Origin of the sequence: Micromonospora sp. CA-111912, from assembly GCF_050948415.1 — a bacterium.
In the GTDB taxonomy this organism is placed as follows: Bacteria; Actinomycetota; Actinomycetes; order Mycobacteriales; family Micromonosporaceae; genus Micromonospora.
This window is the reverse complement of the sequence record NZ_CP192007.1, coordinates 1,519,487-1,542,065: the sequence shown is the minus strand read 5'-3', so window position 1 is coordinate 1,542,065 and position 22,579 is coordinate 1,519,487. Positions and strand designations below refer to the sequence as shown.

General features: G+C 74.2%; 24 protein-coding genes and 3 tRNA genes. 11 read left to right on the top strand and 16 right to left on the bottom strand.

Translation table 11 applies throughout. The features are described 5' to 3' along the window. Window positions 1–270 precede the first annotated feature (270 nt). A complete protein-coding gene (gene rpmB / locus ACQPZO_RS07095; RefSeq protein WP_013284551.1) occupies window positions 271–462 on the top strand; it encodes a 50S ribosomal protein L28 in 192 nt (63 codons plus the stop codon). Between the two features lie 105 nt (window positions 463–567). Here the strand turns inward: rpmB and ACQPZO_RS07090 are convergent, their stop codons facing one another. Then, window positions 568–1,035: a GNAT family N-acetyltransferase gene (locus ACQPZO_RS07090; protein ID WP_433348125.1), complete on the bottom strand. Its 468-nt coding sequence runs from the start codon at window positions 1,033–1,035 to the stop codon at window positions 568–570. Window positions 1,036–1,063: 28 nt separating this feature from the next. Then, window positions 1,064–2,002 (bottom strand): thiamine-phosphate kinase, encoded by a 939-nt coding sequence (locus tag ACQPZO_RS07085; RefSeq protein ID WP_433348123.1) that lies wholly within the window; start codon window positions 2,000–2,002, stop codon window positions 1,064–1,066. Between the two features lie 182 nt (window positions 2,003–2,184). On the opposite strand from ACQPZO_RS07085, the gene ACQPZO_RS07080 reads away from it, so the two are divergent. Together ACQPZO_RS07080 and ACQPZO_RS07075 are read left to right on the top strand one after the other, a co-directional pair. Next, complete coding sequence (locus tag ACQPZO_RS07080; RefSeq protein ID WP_161687828.1) at window positions 2,185–2,418, top strand: Lrp/AsnC ligand binding domain-containing protein; 234 nt, start codon at window positions 2,185–2,187, stop codon at window positions 2,416–2,418. 9 nt (window positions 2,419–2,427) lie between these two features. Next, window positions 2,428–3,078 (top strand): DUF3515 family protein, encoded by a 651-nt coding sequence (locus tag ACQPZO_RS07075; RefSeq protein ID WP_433350846.1) that lies wholly within the window; start codon window positions 2,428–2,430, stop codon window positions 3,076–3,078. Window positions 3,079–3,123: 45 nt separating this feature from the next. Here ACQPZO_RS07075 and ACQPZO_RS07070 read toward each other — a convergent pair whose 3' ends face one another. From ACQPZO_RS07070 to ACQPZO_RS07060, 3 genes are all read right to left on the bottom strand, one after another. After that, window positions 3,124–4,221 carry a D-alanine--D-alanine ligase family protein gene (locus tag ACQPZO_RS07070; RefSeq protein ID WP_433348120.1) on the bottom strand — a complete coding sequence of 366 codons (1,098 nt, stop codon included), beginning with the start codon at window positions 4,219–4,221 and terminating at the stop codon, window positions 3,124–3,126. Window positions 4,222–4,407: 186 nt separating this feature from the next. After that, window positions 4,408–4,623 carry a hypothetical protein gene (locus ACQPZO_RS07065; RefSeq protein WP_433348118.1) on the bottom strand — a complete coding sequence of 72 codons (216 nt, stop codon included), beginning with the start codon at window positions 4,621–4,623 and terminating at the stop codon, window positions 4,408–4,410. Then, window positions 4,620–4,823, bottom strand: coding sequence for a hypothetical protein (locus ACQPZO_RS07060; RefSeq protein ID WP_433348116.1), 204 nt, complete (start codon window positions 4,821–4,823; stop codon window positions 4,620–4,622). Before ACQPZO_RS07060 ends, ACQPZO_RS07065 begins: the two co-directional genes overlap by 4 nt. A gap of 228 nt (window positions 4,824–5,051) precedes the next feature. Between ACQPZO_RS07060 and ACQPZO_RS07055 the strand changes: the two genes are divergently transcribed. Both ACQPZO_RS07055 and ACQPZO_RS07050 read left to right on the top strand, forming a co-directional pair. After that, on the top strand, window positions 5,052–5,897 hold the full coding sequence (locus tag ACQPZO_RS07055) for a helix-turn-helix domain-containing protein (protein ID WP_433348115.1): 846 nt from the start codon (window positions 5,052–5,054) through the stop codon (window positions 5,895–5,897). A gap of 4 nt (window positions 5,898–5,901) precedes the next feature. Continuing rightward, a complete protein-coding gene (locus tag ACQPZO_RS07050) occupies window positions 5,902–6,102 on the top strand; it encodes a DUF397 domain-containing protein (protein WP_405112796.1) in 201 nt (66 codons plus the stop codon). 177 nt (window positions 6,103–6,279) lie between these two features. Here the strand turns inward: ACQPZO_RS07050 and ACQPZO_RS07045 are convergent, their stop codons facing one another. The 3 genes from ACQPZO_RS07045 to ACQPZO_RS07035 are packed head-to-tail and all read right to left on the bottom strand — an operon-like array spanning window position 6,280 to window position 9,150. Continuing rightward, entirely contained in the window at window positions 6,280–7,395 is a 1,116-nt protein-coding gene (locus ACQPZO_RS07045) for a cystathionine gamma-lyase (protein WP_433348112.1), read from the bottom strand. A gap of 7 nt (window positions 7,396–7,402) precedes the next feature. Beyond that, window positions 7,403–8,410, bottom strand: coding sequence for an NAD(P)H-dependent glycerol-3-phosphate dehydrogenase (locus ACQPZO_RS07040; RefSeq protein WP_433348110.1), 1,008 nt, complete (start codon window positions 8,408–8,410; stop codon window positions 7,403–7,405). Continuing rightward, complete coding sequence (locus ACQPZO_RS07035) at window positions 8,407–9,150, bottom strand: lysophospholipid acyltransferase family protein (RefSeq protein ID WP_433348108.1); 744 nt, start codon at window positions 9,148–9,150, stop codon at window positions 8,407–8,409. Before ACQPZO_RS07035 ends, ACQPZO_RS07040 begins: the two co-directional genes overlap by 4 nt. A 120-nt stretch (window positions 9,151–9,270) precedes the next feature. Between ACQPZO_RS07035 and cofC the strand changes: the two genes are divergently transcribed. The 4 genes from cofC to ACQPZO_RS07015 all read left to right on the top strand — a co-directional run bounded on the left by cofC (window position 9,271) and on the right by ACQPZO_RS07015 (window position 13,504). Then, window positions 9,271–9,927 (top strand): 2-phospho-L-lactate guanylyltransferase, encoded by a 657-nt coding sequence (gene cofC / locus ACQPZO_RS07030; RefSeq protein WP_433348106.1) that lies wholly within the window; start codon window positions 9,271–9,273, stop codon window positions 9,925–9,927. Between the two features lie 35 nt (window positions 9,928–9,962). Further along, entirely contained in the window at window positions 9,963–10,160 is a 198-nt protein-coding gene (locus ACQPZO_RS07025; protein WP_350885811.1) for a cold-shock protein, read from the top strand. Between the two features lie 314 nt (window positions 10,161–10,474). After that, on the top strand, window positions 10,475–12,610 hold the full coding sequence (locus ACQPZO_RS07020; protein WP_433350844.1) for an RNA degradosome polyphosphate kinase: 2,136 nt from the start codon (window positions 10,475–10,477) through the stop codon (window positions 12,608–12,610). Between the two features lie 15 nt (window positions 12,611–12,625). Continuing rightward, window positions 12,626–13,504 (top strand): NUDIX hydrolase, encoded by an 879-nt coding sequence (locus tag ACQPZO_RS07015; RefSeq protein WP_433348104.1) that lies wholly within the window; start codon window positions 12,626–12,628, stop codon window positions 13,502–13,504. Window positions 13,505–13,562: 58 nt separating this feature from the next. On the opposite strand, the gene ACQPZO_RS07010 is transcribed toward ACQPZO_RS07015, so the two are convergent. The 4 genes from ACQPZO_RS07010 to leuC form a co-directional block, all read right to left on the bottom strand. Next, window positions 13,563–15,503 (bottom strand): endonuclease/exonuclease/phosphatase family protein, encoded by a 1,941-nt coding sequence (locus ACQPZO_RS07010; protein WP_433348102.1) that lies wholly within the window; start codon window positions 15,501–15,503, stop codon window positions 13,563–13,565. A gap of 148 nt (window positions 15,504–15,651) precedes the next feature. Then, window positions 15,652–16,374: an HU family DNA-binding protein gene (locus ACQPZO_RS07005; protein WP_433348101.1), complete on the bottom strand. Its 723-nt coding sequence runs from the start codon at window positions 16,372–16,374 to the stop codon at window positions 15,652–15,654. A gap of 172 nt (window positions 16,375–16,546) precedes the next feature. After that, a complete protein-coding gene (gene leuD / locus ACQPZO_RS07000; RefSeq protein ID WP_433348099.1) occupies window positions 16,547–17,134 on the bottom strand; it encodes a 3-isopropylmalate dehydratase small subunit in 588 nt (195 codons plus the stop codon). Window positions 17,135–17,151: 17 nt separating this feature from the next. Next, window positions 17,152–18,594: a 3-isopropylmalate dehydratase large subunit gene (gene leuC, locus ACQPZO_RS06995; protein WP_433348097.1), complete on the bottom strand. Its 1,443-nt coding sequence runs from the start codon at window positions 18,592–18,594 to the stop codon at window positions 17,152–17,154. Between the two features lie 49 nt (window positions 18,595–18,643). Here leuC and ACQPZO_RS06990 point away from each other — a divergent pair, with 49 nt between their 5' ends. After that, entirely contained in the window at window positions 18,644–19,330 is a 687-nt protein-coding gene (locus ACQPZO_RS06990) for an IclR family transcriptional regulator (RefSeq protein ID WP_091671614.1), read from the top strand. 88 nt (window positions 19,331–19,418) lie between these two features. Here the strand turns inward: ACQPZO_RS06990 and ACQPZO_RS06985 are convergent. The 4 genes from ACQPZO_RS06985 to ACQPZO_RS06970 form a co-directional block, all read right to left on the bottom strand. Then, a tRNA-Glu gene (locus tag ACQPZO_RS06985) sits at window positions 19,419–19,491 on the bottom strand. A 219-nt stretch (window positions 19,492–19,710) separates the two neighbouring features. Then, window positions 19,711–19,783: transfer RNA gene (locus ACQPZO_RS06980), tRNA-Glu, on the bottom strand. A gap of 132 nt (window positions 19,784–19,915) precedes the next feature. Continuing rightward, window positions 19,916–19,987: transfer RNA gene (locus ACQPZO_RS06975), tRNA-Gln, on the bottom strand. A 125-nt stretch (window positions 19,988–20,112) separates the two neighbouring features. Next, a complete protein-coding gene (locus tag ACQPZO_RS06970) occupies window positions 20,113–20,916 on the bottom strand; it encodes a fumarylacetoacetate hydrolase family protein (RefSeq protein WP_433348095.1) in 804 nt (267 codons plus the stop codon). A 234-nt stretch (window positions 20,917–21,150) separates the two neighbouring features. On the opposite strand from ACQPZO_RS06970, the gene ACQPZO_RS06965 reads away from it, so the two are divergent. After that, window positions 21,151–22,524, top strand: a complete 1,374-nt coding sequence (locus tag ACQPZO_RS06965; RefSeq protein WP_433348093.1) for a hypothetical protein — start codon at window positions 21,151–21,153, stop codon at window positions 22,522–22,524. Window positions 22,525–22,579: the final 55 nt, after the last annotated feature.

The following is a 22,579-nucleotide window of genomic DNA, read 5'->3' as shown; positions in this document are numbered from 1 at the left end:
TACTGGCGCGCACCGACACGCGCCCGGGCCGACCGTCCCGTTCCGGCGTGTCCACCGCCCAACCGCACCCCGCCACCCACTTCGCCGCTCCGCCGCACGGACGTCCCCGCCGCGCGGCCCCTCGGCCTGGTCGGGTGAGCGCCTGCACAGCCGTCATGCTCGACAGGGGCCGGTTGGCCAGGCACGGGGGCATCGGGTAACCTGACCAGGTTGCCCGGGCAGCGCTTGGCGGCGACCTCATGAACGTTTCAAAACACCCAGGAGTATCCCGTGGCTAGCGTGTGCGACGTCTGTGGCAAGGGACCGGGCTTCGGCCACAACGTGTCCCACTCGCACCGGCGGACCAACCGCCGCTGGAACCCGAACATCCAGTCGGTGCGCACCCCGGCCGGTGGCGGCACCACCAAGAAGTTGCAGGTCTGCACCTCCTGCATCAAGGCCGGCAAGGTCACCCGCGCCTGACGCGGTAGCGCCGACCCATCTTTCGCCGAAATCCGGCGGGTCCCCTGAGGGCCCGCCGGCTTTTCGTGTCCGCCCTCGGGGCGGAGCACGGCGGGGATGGGGGCGTCAGAGGGTACGGCCGAAGGAGAGGCAGCCCGGGGCGTCCTGGTAGTACCCGAAGTTCGGGATGTTCTCGTACCCGGCCGAGGTGTACATGGCGATCGCCTCGGGCTGCTTGTCCCCGCACTCCAGGATGAGCCGCTTGCGCCCGTGCTCGCGCGCCGACCGCTCGACGGCCACGAGCACCGCCCGCGCCACGCCTCGTCCGCGCGCCGCAGGGCTGGTGTACATCCGCTTCAGCTCCGCGGTGTCCCCGGTGTCGCCGTGGCTGCGCCAGCCGCCGCACCCCACCGGCTCCCCGGCCAGGTACGCGACCAGGAACGCCCCGCCCGGCGGCTCGAACTCGACGGCGTCGACCGGGGTGTCGTCCCCGCTGCCTCCGTACCGCTGACCCAGGTCCGCCAGGGCGGCCCGGACGAGCCGCTGCGACTCCGGCGAGTCGAAGCGGGTCGCGCGGATCTCAATCTCACTCACCGGTGAAGGGTACGTCCCTGACCAGCCGTTACCGGAAGTGGTCCCAGCCGGTCGGCCCGGTGTACGGTGCGCCGTCGACGGTCACACCCCCGCCCTCCACCACCCGGCCGACCGGCCGCCACGGCGCGGGCAGCGCCACCGCCGGGGGGAAGGTCGCGGCCAGCGCGTGGTCGTCGCCACCGCCGAGGATCCACGAGTACGGGTCGGCCCCGAGCGCCTGGGCGGCGTCGCGCATCTGCCGGGGCACCTCGAAGGCGTCCCGGCGCACGTCGATGCCGACCCCGCTGGCCCGGGCCACGTGCCCGAGGTCGGCCAGCAGCCCGTCCGACACGTCGATCATGGCGGTGGCGCCGAGCCGGGCGGCGTGCGGGCCGGCCGGGTACGGCACCTCGGGCCGCCGGTACGCCTCGACCAGCAGCTTCGGGGTGCGGAAGCCCCGGGACAGCACGGTGTACCCGGCGGCGGCGTACCCGCTGCGGCCGGCCAGGGCCAGCACGTCCCCCGCTCGGGCGCCCGAGCGGAGCACCGGGGCCAGCCCGCCCAGGTCACCGAGGGCGGTGACCGCGATCGTCAGCGTCGGGCTGGCGGACATGTCGCCGCCGACCACGCTCGCCCCCACCGTGGCCGCCTCGGCGGCCAGCCCGTCGGCCAACTCCTCGGTCCAGGCCGGGTCCAGGTCCGCCGGCATGCACAACGCCACCAGCAGCGCGGTCGGGGTGCCGCCCATCGCCGCGATGTCGGCCAGGTTGGCCGCCGCCGCCCGGTGCCCCACGTCCCGGGCGCTGGACCAGTCCCGCCGGAAGTGCCGCCCCTCGACCAGCACGTCGGTGGACGCGACGACGCGGGCGTCCGGCGCGACCAGCACCGCCGCGTCGTCGCCGGGCCCCAGCAGGCAGGCCGCTCCCTGGGGCAGCCGGGCGGTGACCCGGTCGATCAACCCGAACTCGCCGATCCCGGCCACACTCATGCCCGTCCCCCGTCGCGCCCGTACCCGCCGTGGGCCCGGAACCGTCCCGCGCCCCATCCGCTGTCGCGCCCGTCGCGCTCGCTCACCGCTTCTCCTTGGCCACCGATAGGGATCAGACCTGGTCCGTAAGGTAGTTTCACCCTTCGGGCCGCCTGCGGGCGGCGACGGACGGAGGTCGAGTCGTGGTACAGGCGTACATCCTCATCCAGACCGAGGTCGGCCGAGCGCGTGACGTGGCCGATCTGATCGCGGACCTTGCCGGCGTGGTACGCGTCGACGCCGTCACCGGCCCGTACGACGTGGTCGTGCTCACCGAGGCCAACACGGTCGACGAGCTCGGCAAACTCATCGTCAGCAACGTGCAGATGGTGCCCGGCATCACCCGCACCCTCACGTGTTCGGTGGTGCGCCTGTAAGTGGACGAGATCAGTTCCTCCCCCGACAAGACCGACAACACCGATAACACCGCCGGTGCCGACGTGGCTGACGGGCAGGCCCAGGTCCCGCCCCGCCGGGACCGGGCCAACCGGAGCGCGGCGCTGATGGCCACGCTGATCGCCGTCCCGGTGACCGTGGCCGTCGCCGGGTTCACCTTCGCCAAGCTCGCCCCGGACACCCCGGCCGCCGAGCCGGCCCCGGCGGCGACCAGCGCCCAGCCGCAGTCCACCGCGCCGGTCGAGATGGCCGCCCCGAAGCTGCCCGCCCGGCCCGAGATCGTGTGCCGTGCCCTGACGTCGCAGCTCCCGTCGACCGTGCGGGGCCTGGGCCAGCGGCCGGTCACCGCCGGCCCCGAGCAGAACGCCGCGTACGGCGATCCGGCGCTCACCGTCGCCTGCGGCGGCGACGAGCCCACCCCCGGCAGCACCGACGACGTCTGGGTGGTCAACAAGGTCTGCTGGTACCCGGTCGAGGGGCCGGACGCGACCGTGCTCACCACCGTCGACCGGGAGACCGCCGTGCGGGTCACCGTCCCCCACGCGCACGGGTCGGCCCTGCAGTGGGTGAGCCCGATCTCCGACGTGGTGGTCGCCTCGGTGCCCTCCGGCGGCGCCGTCCCGGCCGGCTGCACGGGCTGAGCGCGGGCCGGGCCCGCCCGGCGCGGAGGGGGCCGGGTGCGGGGTTCAGTGCAGGCCTACGCCGCGCCGCTGGGCGGTGCGGATCAGGCGGTTTACCAGCTTCGGGTACTCCAGCCCGGAGGCGGCCCACATCAGCGGGAACATCGACGTCGGGGTGAACCCCGGCATGGTGTTGATCTCGTTGAGGTAGACGTCCAGCTCGGGGGTGACGAAGAAGTCGACCCGGGCCAGCCCGGCGCAGTCCAGCGCGGCGAACGCCCGGACGGCGTACTCCTGGACCTGGCGGGTGACGTGCTCGGGCAGGGGTGCCGGGAGGTCGTACTCGGGCTCGGAGAGGTACTTCGCCTCGAAGTCGTACCAGGCGTGCTCGCCGCCGGCGCGCACCTCGGCCAGCAGGGACGCCTCGGCCCCGCCGCCGGCCTCGTCCTCCAGCACGCCGCACTCGATCTCCCGGCCGACGATCGCGCCCTCGACCAGCACCTTCGGGTCGATCTCCCGGGCGACGGCGACGGCGGCCTCCAGGTCGGCCCAGTCGTCGACCTTGGTGATGCCGAACGACGAGCCGGCCCGGGACGGCTTGACGAAGACCGGCAGGCCGAGCCGCTGCTTGTCCTCCTCGGAGAGGGTCACCCCGTTGCGCAGCACGGCGTACGGCCCGACCGGGATGCCCTCGGCGGCGCAGAGCTTCTTGGTGAACTCCTTGTCCATGGCGGCGGCGGAGGCGAAGACGTTCGCCCCGACGTACGGGATGCCGGCCATCTCCAGCATGCCCTGGATGGTGCCGTCCTCGCCGTAGGCGCCGTGCAGGACGGGGAAGACCACGTCGACGTCGGCGAGCACCTGGGGGCCCTGGGTCGGGTCGAGCACCATCAGCCCGTTGCCCGTCGGGTCGGCGCGCAGCACGATGTCGGCGCCGGCCTCGGCGGTGATCTCCGGCAGCCGCCGGGCGCTGATCGCCAGCTCGCGAGGGTCACCGCTGGTCAGCACCCACTTGCCGGCCCGGGTGATGCCCACGGGGACCACCTCGAACTCGTCCGGGTCGAGCGCGCCGAGCACGCTGCCGGCGCTGACGCAGGAGATGCCGTGTTCGGGGCTTCGGCCGCCGAAGACGAGGGCCACACGGGTCTTGCCTGGGGTGGTCACTCGGTCACCCTTTCGTCCGCGATGCGAGGCTGATGGCGCTCACCCGGTTGACCTTACTGTGGGTGGCGAGGCATGGATGCCGATACCCGGGGAGGGCGGCAATACACCGCAACCGGTCAACATCGCCTACACGCAGCGTAATCACATCAGCTCGGACGCTCGGGGTGGTCGGCGGCCGACCGGCGGTCAGATGCCGTAGCGGCGACCGACCGCGATCACCTTCACCCGCTGCCGGCCGGCCCGCACCATGCCCAGCGCCATGAACGCGCCGGCGATCCGGTCGGCCGCCTCCCGGCTGCTCGCGCCGACCACCTGACGGCGCCGCTCGGGCGCGCGCCGCTCGTCCCGGACGGGTCCGTCGACGGGCCGGACGTCGGTCAGCACCACCAGGAACCGGGTCATGGCCGCCCTCCGGTCCCGCCCCACTCCGGCCGGGCGGACGCCTGTTCGGGCTCCGCCGTGGTCGCCGCGAGGCCACCCGAACGGTCCCGGCACACGTAGGCCAGGCTCGCGTGGATCCACGCGTCGTCGTTGTCGCGGAGCACCGGATGCGCGCACCAGCGGCACCGCGACACCCTGGGCCAGGAGGCGATCACCGTCATGCGACTCCCTTCTGGTGCGTCCCGGGTGGCGGCACGTGGCGATCGGGTACGGGGGAGAAAACCCGATCGCCACGCGCCCCATCCCCTCCGGTCACTCACCACCACCGTCGCCACGACAACCGGCGGTGAGGAACTGGTCACACATTGACATGTGGATAGGCGTGAATGCAACTCTCATCGGCGTTCTCTCATGTACACCTTCCCGAAGATGTGTGTCACCATCAATGCATGGCACCGAAGACCGCCCGGGCCCGACGGCTCGGCATCGCGCTGCGCACCCACCGGGAGGCGGCCGGCCTCACCCTCGAGGCCGCCGCCGACGAGATCAACAGCACCCGGAGCACCCTGTCCCGGTACGAGAACGCCCAGACGCTGATCAACCCGGCCACGGTGCGCGCCCTGCTCACCCTCTACGGCGTGGGCGCCGACGAACTCGCCGCAGCCGTCCAGCTCGCCAAGGACGCCCGCAAGCCGGGCTGGTGGGTGTCCTACTCGTACCTGCTGGACCGGCGGACCATCGACTTCATCGCGCTGGAGGCGGAGGCGAGCGGCATCGCCAACTTCGAGCCCTCGGTGGTGCCCGGCCTGTTGCAGACGGCGGACTACATCCGGGCGGTCATGCGGGGCGGCCCGCACACCCTCAGCGACGACCAGGTGGAGCAGCGGGTCCACCTGCGACTCGACCGCCAGCAGCGGCTCACCGACGAGAATCCGCCGATCCTCGACGCGATCATCGACGAGGGCGCACTGCTGCGCCCGGTGGGCGGTGAGAGCGTGATGGAGGAGCAACTACGCCACCTGCTCAAGGCGTCCGAGCTACCCAACATCACCGTCCAGGTGATCCCGCTGGCCGCGGGCTACCACCGGGGCACCCGGGGCTCGCTGCACATCCTGGAGTTCCCCGACCCGGAGGATCCGATCATCGCGTCGGTGGAGACGGTGGCCGGGCAGATGGTCCTGGACCGGGCCGGTGACCTGCGTACCTGCACCAAGATCATGGAGCATCTACGGACGGTCGCGCTCAGCCCCGCGGCCAGCCGGGAACAGCTCTTCCGCATCCTGAAAGGACGGTAGGACCATGACCCCGACGACGAGCGCGGCGCTGGCTGCGGCGCGATGGCGCAAGAGCAGCCGCAGCGGCGACGAAGGTGCCTGCGTGGAGATGGCGGTCGTGCCCGACGCGATCGCGGTCCGCGACTCCAAGGACCCGGCCGGCCCGGCGCTGATCTTCCCGCCGACAGCCTGGACCGCCTTCGCCACAGCCCCGCCCCGCCGCTGACCGCCGCCCGGCCGGCCGGGGGGTCCCGCCCCGGCCGGCCGGCGCGGCCCACCCCGGCCGGCACCCGCCGGCCCCTCGTCGTGGTCCACCCGCCGCCCGGTCCGCACCGCCGGCCGGCGGGTGGGCCACCACCACACCCCACCCGCGCCCCGGCGACCCCAGGCGGCGGCCTTCCACTCAGGCGTCGAGAGCGGCGGTGACGTCGGCCAGCAGGTCGGCGGTGTCCTCCACCCCGCAGGAGAGCCGGACGAAGCCGGGGGCGGTGTCATCGCCCCACTGGGCCCGGCGGTCCGCCGTGGTGTGCAGGCCGCCGAACGAGGTGGCCGCGTCCACCAGCCGGGCCGCGTCGACGAACCGGCCGACCCGCTCGGCGTCGCCCAGGTCGAACGCGAGCATCCCGGGCATCCGGCGCAGCTGCGCCACCGCCACCGGGTACGCGGGGTCGTCGGGCAGGCCCGGCCAACGCAGGCCCGTCACGTCGGGACGGCCGGCGAGCAGCCGGGCCAGCGCCTCGGCGTTGGCGGACTGCCGGGCCAGCCGCAGGTCGAGAGTGGCCAGCGAGCGGTGCGCCAGCCACGCGTCGAACGCCCCGGGCACCGCGCCCGTGACGGTGCGCCAGGCGGTGACCGGGTCGAGCAGCTCCGGCGTACGGGTCGCCACGTAGCCGAGCAGCAGGTCGGAGTGCCCGGTCAGGGCCTTGGTGCCGGAGGCGACCACCAGGTCCGCGCCGAGATCCAGCGGGCGCTGGCCGAGCGGCGTGGCGGTGGTGTTGTCGACCGCGACGAGGGCGCCGGCGGCGTGCGCGTCCCGGGCCAGCGTGGCGATGTCGGCGACGTCCAGGCCCGGGTTGGCCGGGGTCTCCAGCAGCACCAGCCGGACCCCGTCGAACGACGGGTACGGCCCGGCGGTCGGCGCGAACAGCACCCGCACGCCGATCCCGGCGAGGGTGTCGGTGGCGAACGCCCGCATCGGGTAGTACCCGTCGGCGGGGAGCAGCACGGTGTCGCCGGGGCGCAGCAGCGCCAGCAGCAGGCCGGTGATGGCCGCCTGCCCGCTGGCGAAGACCCGGACGTCACCGCCCTCCAGCTCGCCGATGGCCGCCTCCAGCAGCCGGCGGGTCGGGTTGTCCGGCCGGCCGTACCCGTTCGGGGTCGCCGCCGGCCCCTGCCACGGGTCGAGGTGGTACGTCGCGGCGAAGACCGGCCCGGGCAGGAACGGCTGCCCCGGGGTCGGCTCGGGCAGGCCGGCCCGGACGCAGCGGGTGCCGTCGCCGTCACTGGTCGGTGCGCTCATGCGGGCCTCACTCGTACGACTCGGGCTTGGCGGTGCGGCTCATCAACACGTCCACGGCGAGCCGGGGGTCCATCCCCTCGTGACAGATCCGCTCGATCTGCTCGGTGATCGGCATCTCCACCCCGTGCGAGCGGGCCAGGTCCCGGATGGCCAGGCAGCTCTTCACGCCCTCGGCGGTCTGCCGGGTGGCCGACTGGGCCTGCTCCAGGGTCTCCCCCCGGCCCAGGTGCTCGCCGAAGGTCCGGTTGCGGGCCAGCGGCGACGAGCAGGACGCCACGAGGTCGCCCATCCCGGCCAGCCCGGCGAAGGTGATCGGGTCCGCGCCGAGCGCCACCCCGAGGCGGGCGGTCTCGGCCAGCCCCCGGGTCATCAGCATCGCCCGGGTGTTGTCGCCGAACCCCATCGCGGTGGCGATGCCGTACGCGAGGGCGATCACGTTCTTCACGGCCCCGCCCAGCTCGCAGCCGATCACGTCGTCGTTGGTGTAAGGCCGGAAGTACGGCGTCCGGATCGACGCCTGGACGAGCTGGGCACGGTCGTCGTCGGTGCCGGCGACCACGGTGGCGGCGGGCTGCTCGGCGGCGATCTCGGGGGCGAGATTCGGGCCGGAGACCACCACCACCCGGTCCGGGGTGACCCCGGCGGTCTCCACGATCACCTCGCTCATCCGCCGGGTGGTGCCCAGCTCGATGCCCTTCATCAGCGACACCAGCGTCGAGTCCGGGTGCAGGTGGCCGGTCCACTCGGCGAGGTTGCCGCGCAGCGTCTGCGACGGCACGGCCAGCACCACGATCTCCGCGCCGGTGATCGCCTCGGCGGCGTCGGCGGTGCCGGTGACCCGTTCCGGCAGCCGCAGGTCCGGCAGGTACTCCGGGTTGTGCCGACGCGACCGGATCGCCTCGGCCACCGGCTGCCGCCGGGCCCAGATCGTCACGTCCCGGCCGGCGTCGGCGAGGATCTTGGCGAACGCCGTCCCCCACGACCCGGCCCCCAGCACGGCCACGTGGCCGGTCACGCCGCACCCCCCTCGACCGGCAGGGAGCGGGTGACGGCGGGCCGGGACGGCCGTTCCCACAACGGTGGCGGCGTCCCGCCGCGGATCTCGGCGAGCTGGTCGCGCAGGCGCAGCATGATGGCCTCGGTCATCTCTTCCAGGGTGGCCTTGGTTGGCGTCGAGCCGACCCACCGGCTCAGGTCGACCGGCGGACCGGCGACGACGGTCACCGGGATGCGGGGCCGCAGGCTGAACCGGTTGGTCCGCGGGTCGAAGAGCTTCTCCGGGCCCCACATGGCGACGGGGACCACCGGGGCCCCGGTGGCCAGCGCCAGCCGGGCGGCGCCGGTCTTGCCCTTCATCGGCCACAGCTCCGGCTCGCGGGTGGTGGTCCCCTCCGGGTAGATCACCACCGCGCCCCCCTCGGAGAGCGCGGCGACCAGGGTGTCCAGCGACTTGACGGCGTCCGCCGTGCCCCGTTCCACCGGGATCTGCCGGCACCGGTGCAGGATCCAGCCCGCCACCGGCACCCGGAAGACGCTGGCCTTGCCGAGAAACCGGGGCCAGCGCCCCGCGTCGTAGACGAAGTGCGCGGAAACCAGCGGGTCGGCGTGCGAGAGGTGGTTCGGCACGATGATGATTCCGCCGGGGCGGCGCAGCTGCTCCATGCCCCGCCAGGTGCGCCGGGTCCAGACCACCATCACGGGCTTCACCAGCAGCACGGCGAACCGTTGCCAGAACCCCAGCCTGCGCCGTGTCACCCTGCCTCCTCGTAGCCCCGACCCGCGCCGCACCCGCCCGCGCTGCCCGCAGCGAAATCATGCCTGCTCGCCCCGGGTACGGCCAGTGCGGGTGCCGCGCCCGACTGGCAGGATTGCCCCGTGCGGCAGCGAACCTGGACGGTGGTGGTACCGGTGAAGCGTCTCGGTGCGGCGAAGAGCCGGCTGCGCGGGGCGCTGCCCGGCGTACCCCACGAGGAGCTGGCGCTGGCCCTGGCGGCCGACACGGTCGCCGCGGTGCGGGCGTGCCCGGCGGTGGCCGCCGTGGTGGTGGTCACCGACGACCCGCTGGTGGCGGCGATGGCCGGCGCGGCGGGCGCGCGGGCCGTGCCGGACGCGCCGGACGCCGGCCTGAACGCCGCCTTCCGGCACGGCGCCGAGGTTGCGACCGCCGGCGGCGGGGCGTGGGTGGCCGGGCTCACCGCGGACCTGCCGGCGCTGCGCCCGGCCGAGCTGGCCGCCGCGCTGGACGCGGTCACCGCCGGCCTTGCCGGGGTACGCCGGTTCGTGGCCGACGCCCCGGGCAGCGGCACCGTGCTGCTCGCCGCGCCGCCCGGCGTGCCGCTGGACCCCCGGTTCGGGGTCGGCTCGGCGGCGGCTCATTTGGCGGGCGGCGCGTTGCCGCTGACCGGCGACTGGCCGGCCCTGCGCCGGGACGTCGACACGGCCGCCGACCTGGCCGCCGCCGCCCGGCTGGGGCTCGGGCCACGCACCGCCGCCCTGGCCGGCGTCGACCGGCCGGCCGCCCACCCGGGTTGACCCGACCGGCCCGGCGCGGGGTGTACGGTGCTGCCATGCAGGGCACGGTGGCCACCTACGACGCGGCGACGCGCAGCGGCGTGCTGCTCCTCGACGACGGCACCGAGCTGGCCTTCCCGGCCCGGGCGTTCGACGCCTCCGGGCTGCGGCTGCTCCGGCTGGGCCAGCGGGTCCGGATCGAGACCGACACCGTCGGGGAGATCGTCCGGGTGACGTTGCCGACGATGCCGTGAGCTACCCGCCCAAGTTCATTTTGCGTTAACCCGTTCCGGGACATTATGAGCGGGTGAGCACCCCTCGCGAGCAACCCACCGGCCCGTCCACCGACGACCGCCCACCCGCCGCCGACCGCCCCACCGGTGGGCGGGAAGCCGTCGACCCCACGCCCGCCCGCAACGGGTCCCGCCAGCGCGGCGTCGACGGCCGCTTCCGCCCCCGGGAGACCGCCGAGGACGAGCTGGCCGCGTCCGGCCCGGCCGCCGGGGCGGCATCCGCCGGGTTGGAGGAGGTGCTCGACGCGCCCAGCGAGCAGCCGACGGCGGCGGCCCTGCCCGCGCCCGACTCCGACCCCGACCCCGGCACCGGCACCGGCACCGACGTGGAGCCGACGCCGCCGGAGCCGCTGCCCGAGGACCGGTTCCTCAACCGGGAGCTGTCCTGGCTCGACTTCAACGCCCGGGTGCTGGCCCTGGCCGAGGACCCGCGCACCCCACTGCTGGAGCGGGCGAAGTTCCTGGCCATCTTCGCCAGCAACCTCGACGAGTTCTACATGGTGCGGGTGGCCGGGCTGAAGCGCCGCCTGTCGGCGGGGCTGCCGGTGCGCGGCGGGGACCGGCTGCCGCTGCGCACCCAGCTTGAGCTGATCACCGAGCGGACCGCCGACCTGGTCGGCCGGCACGCCGCCTGTTCCGTCGACGACGTGCTGCCGAAACTCGCCGCCGAGGACATCCGAATCCTGAGCTGGTCGGACCTGGACGCGCCCGAGCGGGAGCGGCTGCGCACCTACTTCCGCGAGCACATCTTCCCGGTGCTCACCCCGCTCGCGGTCGACCCCGCGCACCCGTTCCCGTACATCTCCGGGCGATCGCTGAACCTGGCCGTCGCCGTCCGCGACCCCGACGGCGGCTCGGAGCTGTTCGCCCGGGTCAAGGTGCCGAACAACGTGCCCCGGTTCGTCCGGGTCGGCCGGGACTCCCCCGGGGTGCGGGTGCTCCCGGTCGAGGAGCTGATCTCGGTGCACCTGGAGCAGCTCTTCTCCGGCATGCAGGTGGTCGAGTGCCACCTGTTCCGGGTCACCCGCAACACCGAGGTGGAGGTCGACGAGGACCGCGACGAGGACCTGCTCCAAGCCCTGGAGCGGGAGCTGGCCCGCCGCCGGTTCGGCCCGCCGGTACGGCTGGAGGTGGCCGCCTCCATCTCCGACCACATGCTGGAGCTGCTGGTCCGCGAGCTGGACATGGACGGCCACGACGTGCTGCGGGTCCGTGGCCTGCTCGACCTGTCCGCGCTGTGGCAGCTCTACGGCGACGCCGACCGCCCCGACCTGAAGGACCCGCCGTTCGTGCCGGCCACCCACCCCCGGCTCACCGAGGGCGAGGTGCCGCGCAGCGTCTTCGCCACCCTGCGGGACGGGGACGTGCTGGTGCACCACCCGTACCACTCGTTCGCGACGAGCGTGCAGCGCTTCGTCGAGCAGGCGGCGGCCGACCCGGACGTGCTGGCCATCAAGCAGACCCTCTACCGCACCAGCGGGGACTCCCCGATCGTCGACGCGCTGGTCGACGCGGCCGCCGCCGGCAAGCAGGTGGTGGTGCTGGTGGAGCTGAAGGCCCGGTTCGACGAGGTGGCCAACATCGGCTGGGCGCGCACGCTGGAGCGCGCCGGCTGCCACGTGGTGTACGGCCTGGTCGGCCTCAAGACGCACTGCAAGACCGCCCTGGTGGTGCGCCAGGAGGGCACCCAGATCCGCCGCTACTGCCACATCGGCACCGGGAACTACCACCCGAAGACCGCCCGGCTGTACGAGGACTTCGGCATGCTGACCGCCGACCCGGAGATCGGCGCCGACCTCACCGACCTGTTCAACGTGCTCACCGGCTACAGCCGGCAGACCGCGTACCGGCGGCTGATGGTGGCCCCGCAGGGGATCCGGCGGGGGCTGATCGAGCGGATCGAGCGGGAGATCACCCACGTCCGGCTCGGCATGCCGGGGCTGGTGCAGTTCAAGGTGAACTCGCTGGTCGACGAGAAGGTCACCGACGCGCTCTACCGGGCGTCCCGGGCCGGGGTGCACGTGGACCTGCTGATCCGGGGCATGTGCACGCTGCGCCCGGGAGTGCGGGGGCTGTCGGAGAACATCCGGGTCCGGTCGATACTCGGCCGGTTCCTGGAGCACTCCCGGATCTTCCGGTTCGGCAACAACGGGGCTGCCGAGTTCTGGATGGGCTCGGCCGACCTGATGCACCGCAACCTGGACCGCCGGGTGGAGGCACTGGTGCAGGTGAGCGACCCGGTGGCCAGGGCCGAGTTGGACCACGTGCTGGCCGCGGCGTTCAGCCCCGACGTGGAGGCGTTCGAGCTGGCCGGGGACGGCTCCTGGACCCGCCGGACGGGAGCGCCGGACGCTCCGCTGACCCATCTGCAGGACCTGCTGCTGCGCCGCGTCGGCGGCACCCCCGGTTGAGCCTAGGCTGGGCGGATGTCGGAGGGGGAACGGATGATCCGGGCGGCGGGCGGGGTCGTCTGGCGCCCGGACGAGGACGGCGTGCTGGTCTGCCTGGTGCACCGTCCCCGGTACGGCGACTGGTCGCTGCCCAAGGGCAAGCTGGAGGCGGGCGAGCATCCGCTGTCGGCCGCCGTCCGGGAGGTCGCCGAGGAGGCCGACGTGCGGGCGGTGCCCCAGGTCCGGCTGCCCACCATCCGGTACCGCAGCGAGGGCCGGCCGAAGGCGGTCGACTACTGGTCGATGCGGGCGGTCGCCGACGGGGGCTTCCAGCCCGACACCGAGGTCGACGGGATCCGCTGGCTCCCCGCCTGGGAGGCGACGCGCCTGGTCAGCTACCCGCACGACGCCGAGGTGCTGGCCGCGTTCGCCGCCCTGCCGCCGGTCACCGCGACGGTGGCGCTGGTCCGGCACGCCCACGCCGGCAGGCGCGGCACCTGGTCAGGCCCGGACGCCGGCCGACCGCTCGACGACACCGGCTGGGCGCAGGCGCACGCCCTGGCGCCCCTGGTGGCCCTGGTCCGCCCGGTCCGGCTGCTGTCGGCCTCGGCCCGCCGCTGCGTGCAGACCCTGGACCCGGCGGCGGCCCTGCTGGACCTGCCGATCGAGGTGGCCGGCGACCTCGACGAGCCGCAGCCCGGCCAGGACCCGGACGAGCGGGCGCTGGCCGCCGCGGCCTGCCTCACCGAGCTGGCCGCCGAGGAGGCCAGGGCCGGGGTGTGCACCCAGGGCAAGGTGATCCCCGGGGCGATGGAACGCCTCACCGGCCGCGCCGACGACTTCACCACACCGAAGGGCGGCGGTTGGCTGCTCGCCTTCGCCGCCGACCGCCTTCTCGCCGCCGACCCCCTGTGACGGCGTCAGCCGGCCGCCTCTGACGAACGGGCGCGGCCGACGGGGTTCGGCCCGGGCGTCAGCCGGCGACGGTGGGTGGCAGGGTGAGGGTGACCGCGACCGGAAGGTGGTCGCTGGCGGTGCTGCGCGGCGCCACCGGCCCACCGGCCACCACGCCCGGCGAGACCAGGACGTGGTCGATCTGCTCGCGCGGATCGTCGGCCGGGCTGGTGAACAGGGGCCGGGCCGCGGCGAACGCGTCCACCAGACCGGCGCGGGTGAACTCCGCGTACGCCGGGGCGCCCGGCTCGGTGTTCAGGTCCCCGGCGACCACGAGGGGCCGGCCGGCGGCGTACCCCAGAGCGAACCGCGCCACGGCGCGGGCCTGCGCCACCGGCTCTTGGCCGGGCGGCGGTTGCAGGTGGGTGGCGACCACCGCGAGGCGCGCGTCGCCGCCGAGGTCGACGGTGACGCCGAGCGCCTGGGCGCCGGTGGGCGCGCCGAGCGCCGCCAGCGCCACGGTCCGGGCCGACTCCACAGGGAACCGACTGAGCACCGCGTCGCCCCACACCGGGTCGGCGGCGGGCGCGAACACGTACGGCATGCGCAGCCGCGCCGCGAGCAGGGTGAGGGTGTCGTGGCCGCCGTTGAGCAGCCAGCCCCGGTCCACCTCGCCGAGCACCACCACGTCCGGCCGCTCGGCGGCGACCACCCGGGCCAGCCCGCCCGGGTCGAACCGTCCGTCCAGCCCGAACCCCATCCGGACGTTGTACGCCACCACCCGCACCTCGGCGGGCGGGCTGCCGGGCCGGAGCGGGGCCACCTCGGCGGCCGGCAGGTTCGTCACGAGGAGGGCGACCAGGCCGGAGACCACGGCGAAAGGTGTGGCCCACGCCCAGGACGCCGCCCCGGCCGGCGCGGCCGTCCCGCCCCGGAGGGCCGGGGCGAGCGCCACGACGGCGACGAGGCCGGCCACGACGACCGGCACCGCCGCGTTCGGATAGCCGAGGTCGTAGGCGGCGTAGTAGCCGACGGCGGCGACGGCGAAGAGCAGCATGCCCAGCACCGCCGCGAGCGGAGACCGGGCGGACCGGCCCGGGGCAGCGGCGGAGGCCGGGGCAGCGGCCCCGGCGAGGCTCAGGCACGCGCCGACGCCGGCGGCGGTCAGCAGGACCGCCGGCCCCAGCCGGCCCGGCTCCCCGGCGGCGAACAGCACCGCCCCGAGCACCAGCGCGAGCGGGCCGAGCAGCCGCGCGTACCCGCGCGGCGGCCGGGCCAGCGCGGCGAACAGGAAGACGGCGACGGCGTAGCTGAACAGGGCGGACACGTCACCGGCCGCCGAACGGGCGAGGCCGTCGCCGGGACCACGCCGGTAGGAGGACGCGGTCTCCGCCACCGCCGGGGAGAGCGCCACCATCCCGGTCAGCAGCAGCGCCGGGCCGGCGAGCAGCCACGCGCGGGCACCGCCGTCCGGTTCCACCGGCGGCGCGGACCGGGCCGGTTCCACCGGCGGCGCGGGGCGGATCGTCGCGGCCAGGAAGAGCCCCACGAGGACGACGCTGCCGGCCCACCCGGCCCAGCCACCCCGCCAGACCAGGTCGTACGTGCCGAGGCCCGCGTGCACGACCGCGCCGAGGGCCAGCCCCAGCGCCAGCCCGGGCACCGGCCGATGGGTGCCGGCCGCGGTGCCGGCCAGCCAGAGTAGCCCGGCCACCAGGCCTGCGGTGGCCAGCCAGAGTTGCGCCCGGCCGCCCGGGGCGGCGGTGAGGGCGAGCCGGAGGCCGGCCAGCGCCACGGCGGCGACCAGCGTGACCGGGCGGGCGCCCAACCGGCGCAGCAGCGCGGGAAAGGCCAGGGCGAGCACGAACCAGCCGAGCGCGAACGCCCCCAGCAGTTCGGCGGGGGTGGTGGCGGCCTGCCCGAAGATGGTGATGACCGAGGGGAGGAAGACCCGCAGCACGTCGATCAGGACGACGATGCCCAGGGCGAGCGTGGCGGTGTGGAGGTGGCGGTAGCGCACGGGCTGCCTTTCGCCGACCGGTGGGGGTCCGGCGATTCTGCGCGCGCCGCACGCCGTCGGTCAACGGGCCGGAACCGGAACCCGTACCCGGACAAGCGGAAGGGGCGCCCACCGGTCCGGTGGGCGCCCCTTTCGACGGTTCGGCCGGTCAGCGCTTGGTAGCCGCCTTCTTGGCCGAGGACTTCTTCGCCGGCGCCTTCTTGGCCGCCGTGCTCTTGCTCGCCGCGCTCTTGGTCGCCGCCGCGGTGGTCTTCTTCCCCGTGGTCGACTTGGTCGCCGCCGCGGTCTTCTTCGCGGGGGCGGCCTTCTTGGTGGTGGCCGTGGACGCCGTTGTCTTGGTCGCCTTGGCCGGGGCCGCCTTCTTCGTCGCGGCGGTGGCCTTGGCGCCGGTGGCCTTCGTACCCGCCGCCTTGGCCGTCGTGGCCTTCGTACCGGCCGCCTTCGTACCGGCCGCCTTGGCACCGGTGGCCTTGGCGCCCGCCGCCTTGGCCGTCGTGGCCTTCGCGGTAGTCGTCTTGGCCCCGGTCGCCTTGGCGGCCGTGGTCTTGGTGGCGGCCGTGGCGGTCTTCTTCGCCGCCGCCGTGGCCTTCGGCACCTTGCCGCTGGCCACCATCTCCTTGAACCCGGCACCCGGCCGGAAGGTCGGGACGGATGTCTTCTTGACCTTCACCGCCTCGCCGGTCCGCGGGTTGCGCGCTGTTCGGGCTCCCCGGACGCGCTTCTCGAACGCTCCGAATCCGGTGATCGCCACCTTCTCGCCCTTGGTGACCGCCGCCTGGACCTCAGCGAGGACCGCGTCGAGCGCGGCCGTCGCCGTCTTCCGGTCCCCCAGGCGAACGGCGAGCGCCTCGATGAGCTCGGCCTTGTTCACGACTTCCTCCCGATTGTGCAACTGACTCGACGCGAGCCATTCTGCGCGCACGGTATGCCCTGTGCTGCCTGGACACAAACATTCGGTCGAAAAAAGGCCTTGTGTCGCAACGGATTCGCCCCCACCGGGCGGGCCGGTGGGGGCGGAAAGCGATGCCGGATCGGGCGTACGGCTATGCCACGGCAGGCAGGAACGGCGGCCGACCGCGCTCGTACGAGGTGATTTCGGCCTCGTGGCGGAGCGTGAGTCCAATGTCATCCAACCCCTCCAGCAGCCGCCAGCGGCTGAAGTCGTCGAGGGGGAACGACCAGGCGGCATCCCCCGCCCGGACTTCGCGGGAGGTCAGGTCGACGGTGACGGCGGTGGTGGGGTCGGACTCGACGAGGCGCCACAACTCCTCTACGGCTTTCAATTCCAACTCGACCGGCAGCAGACCCTCCTTGAGGGCGTTGCCGCGGAAGATGTCGCCGAACCGGGGCGAGATCACCGCCCGGAACCCCCAGTCCCGCAGCGCCCAGACGGCGTGCTCCCGAGACGACCCCGTACCGAACTCCGGGCCGGCCACAAGAATCGACGCGCCCGAATACGCGGGATCGTTCAACACGAATGACGGGTCCTCCCGCCACGCACTGAACAGCCCGTCGGCGAATCCGGTCCGGGTCACCCGCTTGAGGTACACGGCGGGGATGATCTGATCGGTGTCCACGTTGGAACGGCGTAGCGGCACGGCGTTGCCGGTGTGCACGGTGAACTTGTCCATCTGTCGCGGCTGCCCTTCTACAGGTCGGCGGGGGCGGCCAGCCGGCCGACCACGGCGGTGGCGGCGGCGACCGGCGGCGACACCAGGTGGGTGCGGCCACCCCGGCCCTGGCGCCCCTCGAAGTTGCGGTTGGAGGTCGAGGCGGAACGCTCCCCCGGGGAGAGCGTGTCCGGGTTCATGCCCAGGCACATCGAGCAGCCGGCGAACCGCCACTCGGCCCCGGCGTCGGTGAACACCTTGTCCAGTCCCTCGGCCTCGGCGGCCTCCCGGACGACTGCGGAGCCTGGGACCACGAGCATCCGTACGCCGTCGGCGACCTTCTGCCCGCGCAGCACGTCGGCGGCGGCGCGCAGGTCCTCCAGCCGGCCGTTGGTGCAGGAGCCGACGAAGACCACGTCGACGGAGAGGTCGCGCAGCGGGGTGCCCGGCGCGAGGTCCATGTATTCCAGGGCCCGGCGGGCGGCGGCCCGTTCGGAGTCGGTGCCGAACTCCTCCGGGTCCGGCACGACCGCGCCCAGCGGGGCGCCCTGACCGGGGTTGGTGCCCCAGGTGACGAACGGGGTGATCCGGCTCGCGTCGAGGGTCACCTCGGCGTCGAAGGTCGCCCCCTCGTCGGTGGGCAGCGTCCGCCAGTGGTCGACCGCCGCGTCCCAGTCGGCTCCCTGCGGCGCGTTCGGCCGCCCCTTGAGGTACGCGAAGGTGGTCTCGTCCGGCGCGATCATGCCGGCCTTGGCGCCCCACTCGATGGACATGTTGGCGACGGTCATCCGCCCCTCCATGGACAACGCGCGGATCGCCTCGCCCCGGTACTCCACGATGTGCCCACGCCCGCCGCCGGTGCCGACCTGGGTGATCAGGGCGAGCACCAGGTCCTTGGCGGTGACGCCGGGGCCGAGCTGGCCGGTGACGTTCACGGCCATCGTCTTCGGGCGGGCCTGCGGCAGCGTCTGGGTGGCCAGCACGTGCTCGACCTCGCTGGTGCCGATGCCGAACGCGAGGGCGCCGAACGCCCCGTGGGTGGCGGTGTGTGAATCGCCACAGACGATCGTCATGCCGGGCTGGGTGACGCCGAGCTGCGGGCCGATGACGTGCACGATGCCCTGGTTGGCGTCGCCGAGCGGGTGCAGCCGGACGCCGAACTCGGCGCAGTTGCGGCGCAGCGTCTCGATCTGGGTGCGGGAGGTGGGGTCCGCGATCGTGAGCAGGTCGCCGCGCCGCTGCTGGAACGCCGGATCCGCGTACCCCGTCGGGGTGTTGTGGTCCTCGGTCGCGAGCGTGAGGTCGGTGCGGCGCACGCGGCGGCCGGCGAGCCGCAGCCCGTCGAAGGCCTGCGGGCTGGTGACCTCGTGCAGCAGGTGCAGGTCGATGTAGAGCAGGTCCGGTTCGCCCTCGGCGGACCGGACGACGTGCGTGTCCCAGACCTTCTCGGCCAGGGTCCTCGATCGAGTGACTCCCACCATCTGGACATCCTAAATTCTGGGAGGTAAGTTTCGGCTTGTGGGACACAGTATGAGCGGTGTCGGCGTTCTCGACAAGGCGGTGGTCATCCTGGCCGCCTGTGTCGACGGCGCCAGCCTGGCCGAACTCGTTGAACGCACCAAGCTGCCCCGGGCCACCGCGCACCGGCTGGCGCAGGCGCTGGAGATCCACCGGATGCTGGTCCGGGACACCCAGGGCCGCTGGCGCCCCGGCCCCCGACTCGGTGAGCTCGCCAACGCCGCGCCGGACGTGCTGCTGACAGCGGCGGAGCCGCTGCTGGCCGCGCTGCGCGACGCCACCGGGGAGAGCGCCCAGCTCTACCTGCGCCGAGCCGACGAGCGGATCTGCGTGGCCGCCGCCGAGCGGGCCAGCGGCCTACGGGACACCGTGCCGGTGGGCTCGGTGCTGCCGATGACCGCAGGCTCGGCGGCGCAGATCCTGCTGGCCTGGGAGCCGCCGGAGGCGGTGATGCCGCTGCTGCCCCGGTCGAAGTTCACCGGCCGCACGCTGGCCGAGGTACGCCGGCGGGGCTGGGCGCAGAGCGTCGCCGAGCGGGAGGCGGGTGTGGCGAGCGTCTCGGCCCCGATCCGCGACCGCACGGGCCGGGTGATCGCCTCGATCAGCATCTCCGGCCCGATCGAGCGCCTCGGCCGCCGCCCCGGCGAACGCCACGCCATGGCGGTGGTAAGAGCCGGCCAACGCCTCTCCGGCCTCTGACCCCACCCCCGCCCCGCCCCCGCCCGGGTGGTGGGGTGGGTATGAGAACGGCCCGTCTCACCTAGGTGAGACGGGCCGAGTGGAGTTGTAGCCCCGACCGGATTCGAACCGGCGCTACCGCCTTGAGAGGGCGGCGTCCTGGGCCACTAGACGACGGGGCCAAGACTTTTCCTGCATCGCCGGCCTGACGGTCGGCGCCGCTGTAGTCTAGCGGCGGGCCCCCTCGCGAGCGCGCAGGGGGTGGGTGGCGGGGCCGAGCACAGCGCCGCCACCACGGCCCGGCTGCGGATCCTTCGTGAGCTACCCCCGGTGGCTCAACTACCGGGCTCGGAATGCGAAACAGCCCGCCCCACCGAAGTGAGACGGGCTGATCGGAACTGTAGCCCCGACCGGATTCGAACCGGCGCTACCGCCTTGAGAGGGCGGCGTCCTGGGCCACTAGACGACGGGGCCAGAACCTTCTCCTGCACCACCCTGCCGGGCGGTGCCGCCGAACTCTACCAGAGATTCTTCCAGCCCCCTTGCGGGCGACCGGAGCGCTCTCCAGCGGGATCCAGCGACCGGCGCTCTCGCGACCACCGGTTGCTGGGGTACCAGGACTCGAACCTAGACTAACTGAACCAGAATCAGTTGGGCTGCCAATTACCCCATACCCCATTGGCACCTCACGGTGCCGTTCGGTGCCTTGCGGCACCGGAGAGAAACTTTACCCTCCCGGCCCCGGCTGGGCCAAATCGGGGGCCCGAAACCCCTGCTGTGCTGCGGTTCCGGGCCCCGACGAGTCAGCCGACCGGGACGACCGGGTTGGTCAGCTCCCCGATCCCCTCGATACGAACGGTGACGGTATCCCCCGCCACGAGCGGGCTAACCCCCGCGGGGGTGCCGGTGAGCACCACGTCGCCGGGGAGCAGCGTCATCACGTGCGAGACGTACGACACCAGGGCCGGGACGTCGAAGACCATGTCCCGCGTCCGGCCGAGCTGCCGCACCTCCATTTCCTCCTGGTTGCGGCCCACCTCGCACCGGATCTCCAGGTCGGTGACGTCCAGATCCGTGGTGATCCAGGGTCCGATGGGGCAGAACGAGTCGAAGCCCTTGGCGCGGGTCCACTGCCCGTCGGAGCGCTGGAGGTCCCGGGCGGTCACGTCGTTGGCGCAGGTGTAGCCGAAGATGGCCCGCTCGGCGGCGGCCCGGTCGGCCCGGCGGGCCCCGGGGGCACCGATCACCACGGCCAGCTCGGCCTCGTGCTCGACCCGCTTGGAGAAGATCGGCAGCCGGATGGCGTCGCGCGGGCCGATCACCGAGGTGGACGGCTTGAGGAAGAGCAGCGGCTCCTTCGGCACCGCGCTGCCCTGCTCGGCGGCGTGCTCGGCGTAGTTGCGGCCGACACAGACCACCTTGCTGGGCAGGATCGGGGAGAGCAGTCGGACGTCGGAGAGCGCCCACCGGGCGCCGCTGAACTGGATCTGCCCGAACGGGTGGCCCTCGATCTCGGCGATGGTCAGGCCCTGCGGACCCGCCTCCGGCTCGCCCTCGACGGCCCCGAACGACATTCCCTTGGCATGAGCGAAACGAGCGATACGCACCAGGCCAATCTAGCCCCGGGACGACGTCCGGCCGCGCCGACGGGCACGCCAGGGCAGCGAGTGCCCTCCTGCTACGCGCACGGGGCGGCACCCCAGGCGGCGGTCGGGGTGCCAGGAGGGAGGGCCCGGGGCGGCCACCCTACGTGGTCCGTCGCCGGCTCGGGCCGGGTTCGCCACTTCGTACCCGCACGACGTGGCGTCGCGCCTAGCGTCGGCTACCGGAGGTTCGTTCGTATGCCTGCATCGACACGAAACCACAGGGCCCTCGCGGTGTTCGTACACTGCCTCGGCATCCTCGCCGCCGTGCCGGCACTGCCCACGGCGGCCCCGGAGGCGGCCACGCCGGCAGCGGCGGCCCGCCCGGTCGCAGCCGTCGCCACGCCGACGGAGACCCCGACACCAACCGACTCGGCGACGGCGCCGACGCCGGCGGCTCCCGCGCCGCCGCCGCTGGTCTCGCCGTCCGTGGTGGTGCCGACCCAGGGCGCACCGTCACCGGTGACGGTGGCGGTCACGCCGGCCGGCACACCCGCGCCGGGCTACCAGGTCCAGGTCCGCAACACCGGGAGCCGGCCACTGGCCACCACGGTGCGCCAGGAGCTGCCGGCCGGGACGTCCGCGACCTGGATCACCCCCGGCGGGCGGGCCACCCGCTCGGCGGCGAGCACCGAGGTGACCTGGCAGCTCAACCTGCCCGCCCGCAGCACCACCACGCTGCACACCGCGCTCTCCGCCGCCGCGCCGGGCCGACCGCTCACCGCACCGGCCTGCGCCTTCACGAGCGACGGCAACCGGCCGTACGACTGCGCGACCGCGACCTGGAGCGGCGCGACGGTACCGGCGGCCGAGGTCACCGCGGCCCCACCGTGGCGCCGGCCGCCGGTGCTGCTCGCCGCCCTGGCCGTGGTTCTCCTGGCCGGGCTCGGCGGGCTGTGGTGGTGGCAGCGGCGCCGACGCGGGCGCTCCCGTGCCCGGCAGCCCGGGGCCACCGCGCCGGCCGGGACCGCCGGGGCGACCGTGCCGGGGACGAGCGACCGGGGGACCGTGTACCCCCGGCCCGCCACACCGACGGCTGCGGCCCGCCGCCGCAGGCCCCCGGTCTGGCTGCTGGTGGGGGCGGCCCTGGCGCTGCTGGCCGGGGTGGTCCTCGCGGCCACGCTGACCGCCACCCGGCGGGTCGCCGCGATCGACACGACCAAGCAGCCGACCAGCGGCGCCTGGGTGGGGCGCAGCGCGACGGGAGTGGTCGGCGTGCCGCTGCGCGAGCAGGCGCTGGAGTTCACCGTCTACCGGGTCGCCTGCCCGAGCAGGCCGGTCGCCGGCGGGCAGTGCCAGGCCACCGTCGGGGTCCGCAACGTCAGCCCGCAGCAGCAGACCTGGCACGGTCAGATGCAGCGGGCATACCTGCCGGGCGGCACCTGGGTCAGCACCGACGAGGCGGCGACCCGGCTGGCCAACCAGGGGCGGGACGTGTTCGCCCAGCCGCTCGCCGCGGGCAGCCGGCTGGTGCTGCCGCTGGTGTTCACGGTCGACGGCCCGGCCCGGCCGAAGCAGCTCGAGCTGCGCAGCGGGGTGTTCTCCGCCGGGGTCCGGGTGGACGTGCCCTGACCCCTGCGCCCACCCCGGCACCGCCCCGGGGTGGGCGCAGGGGGTGGCCGGGCGG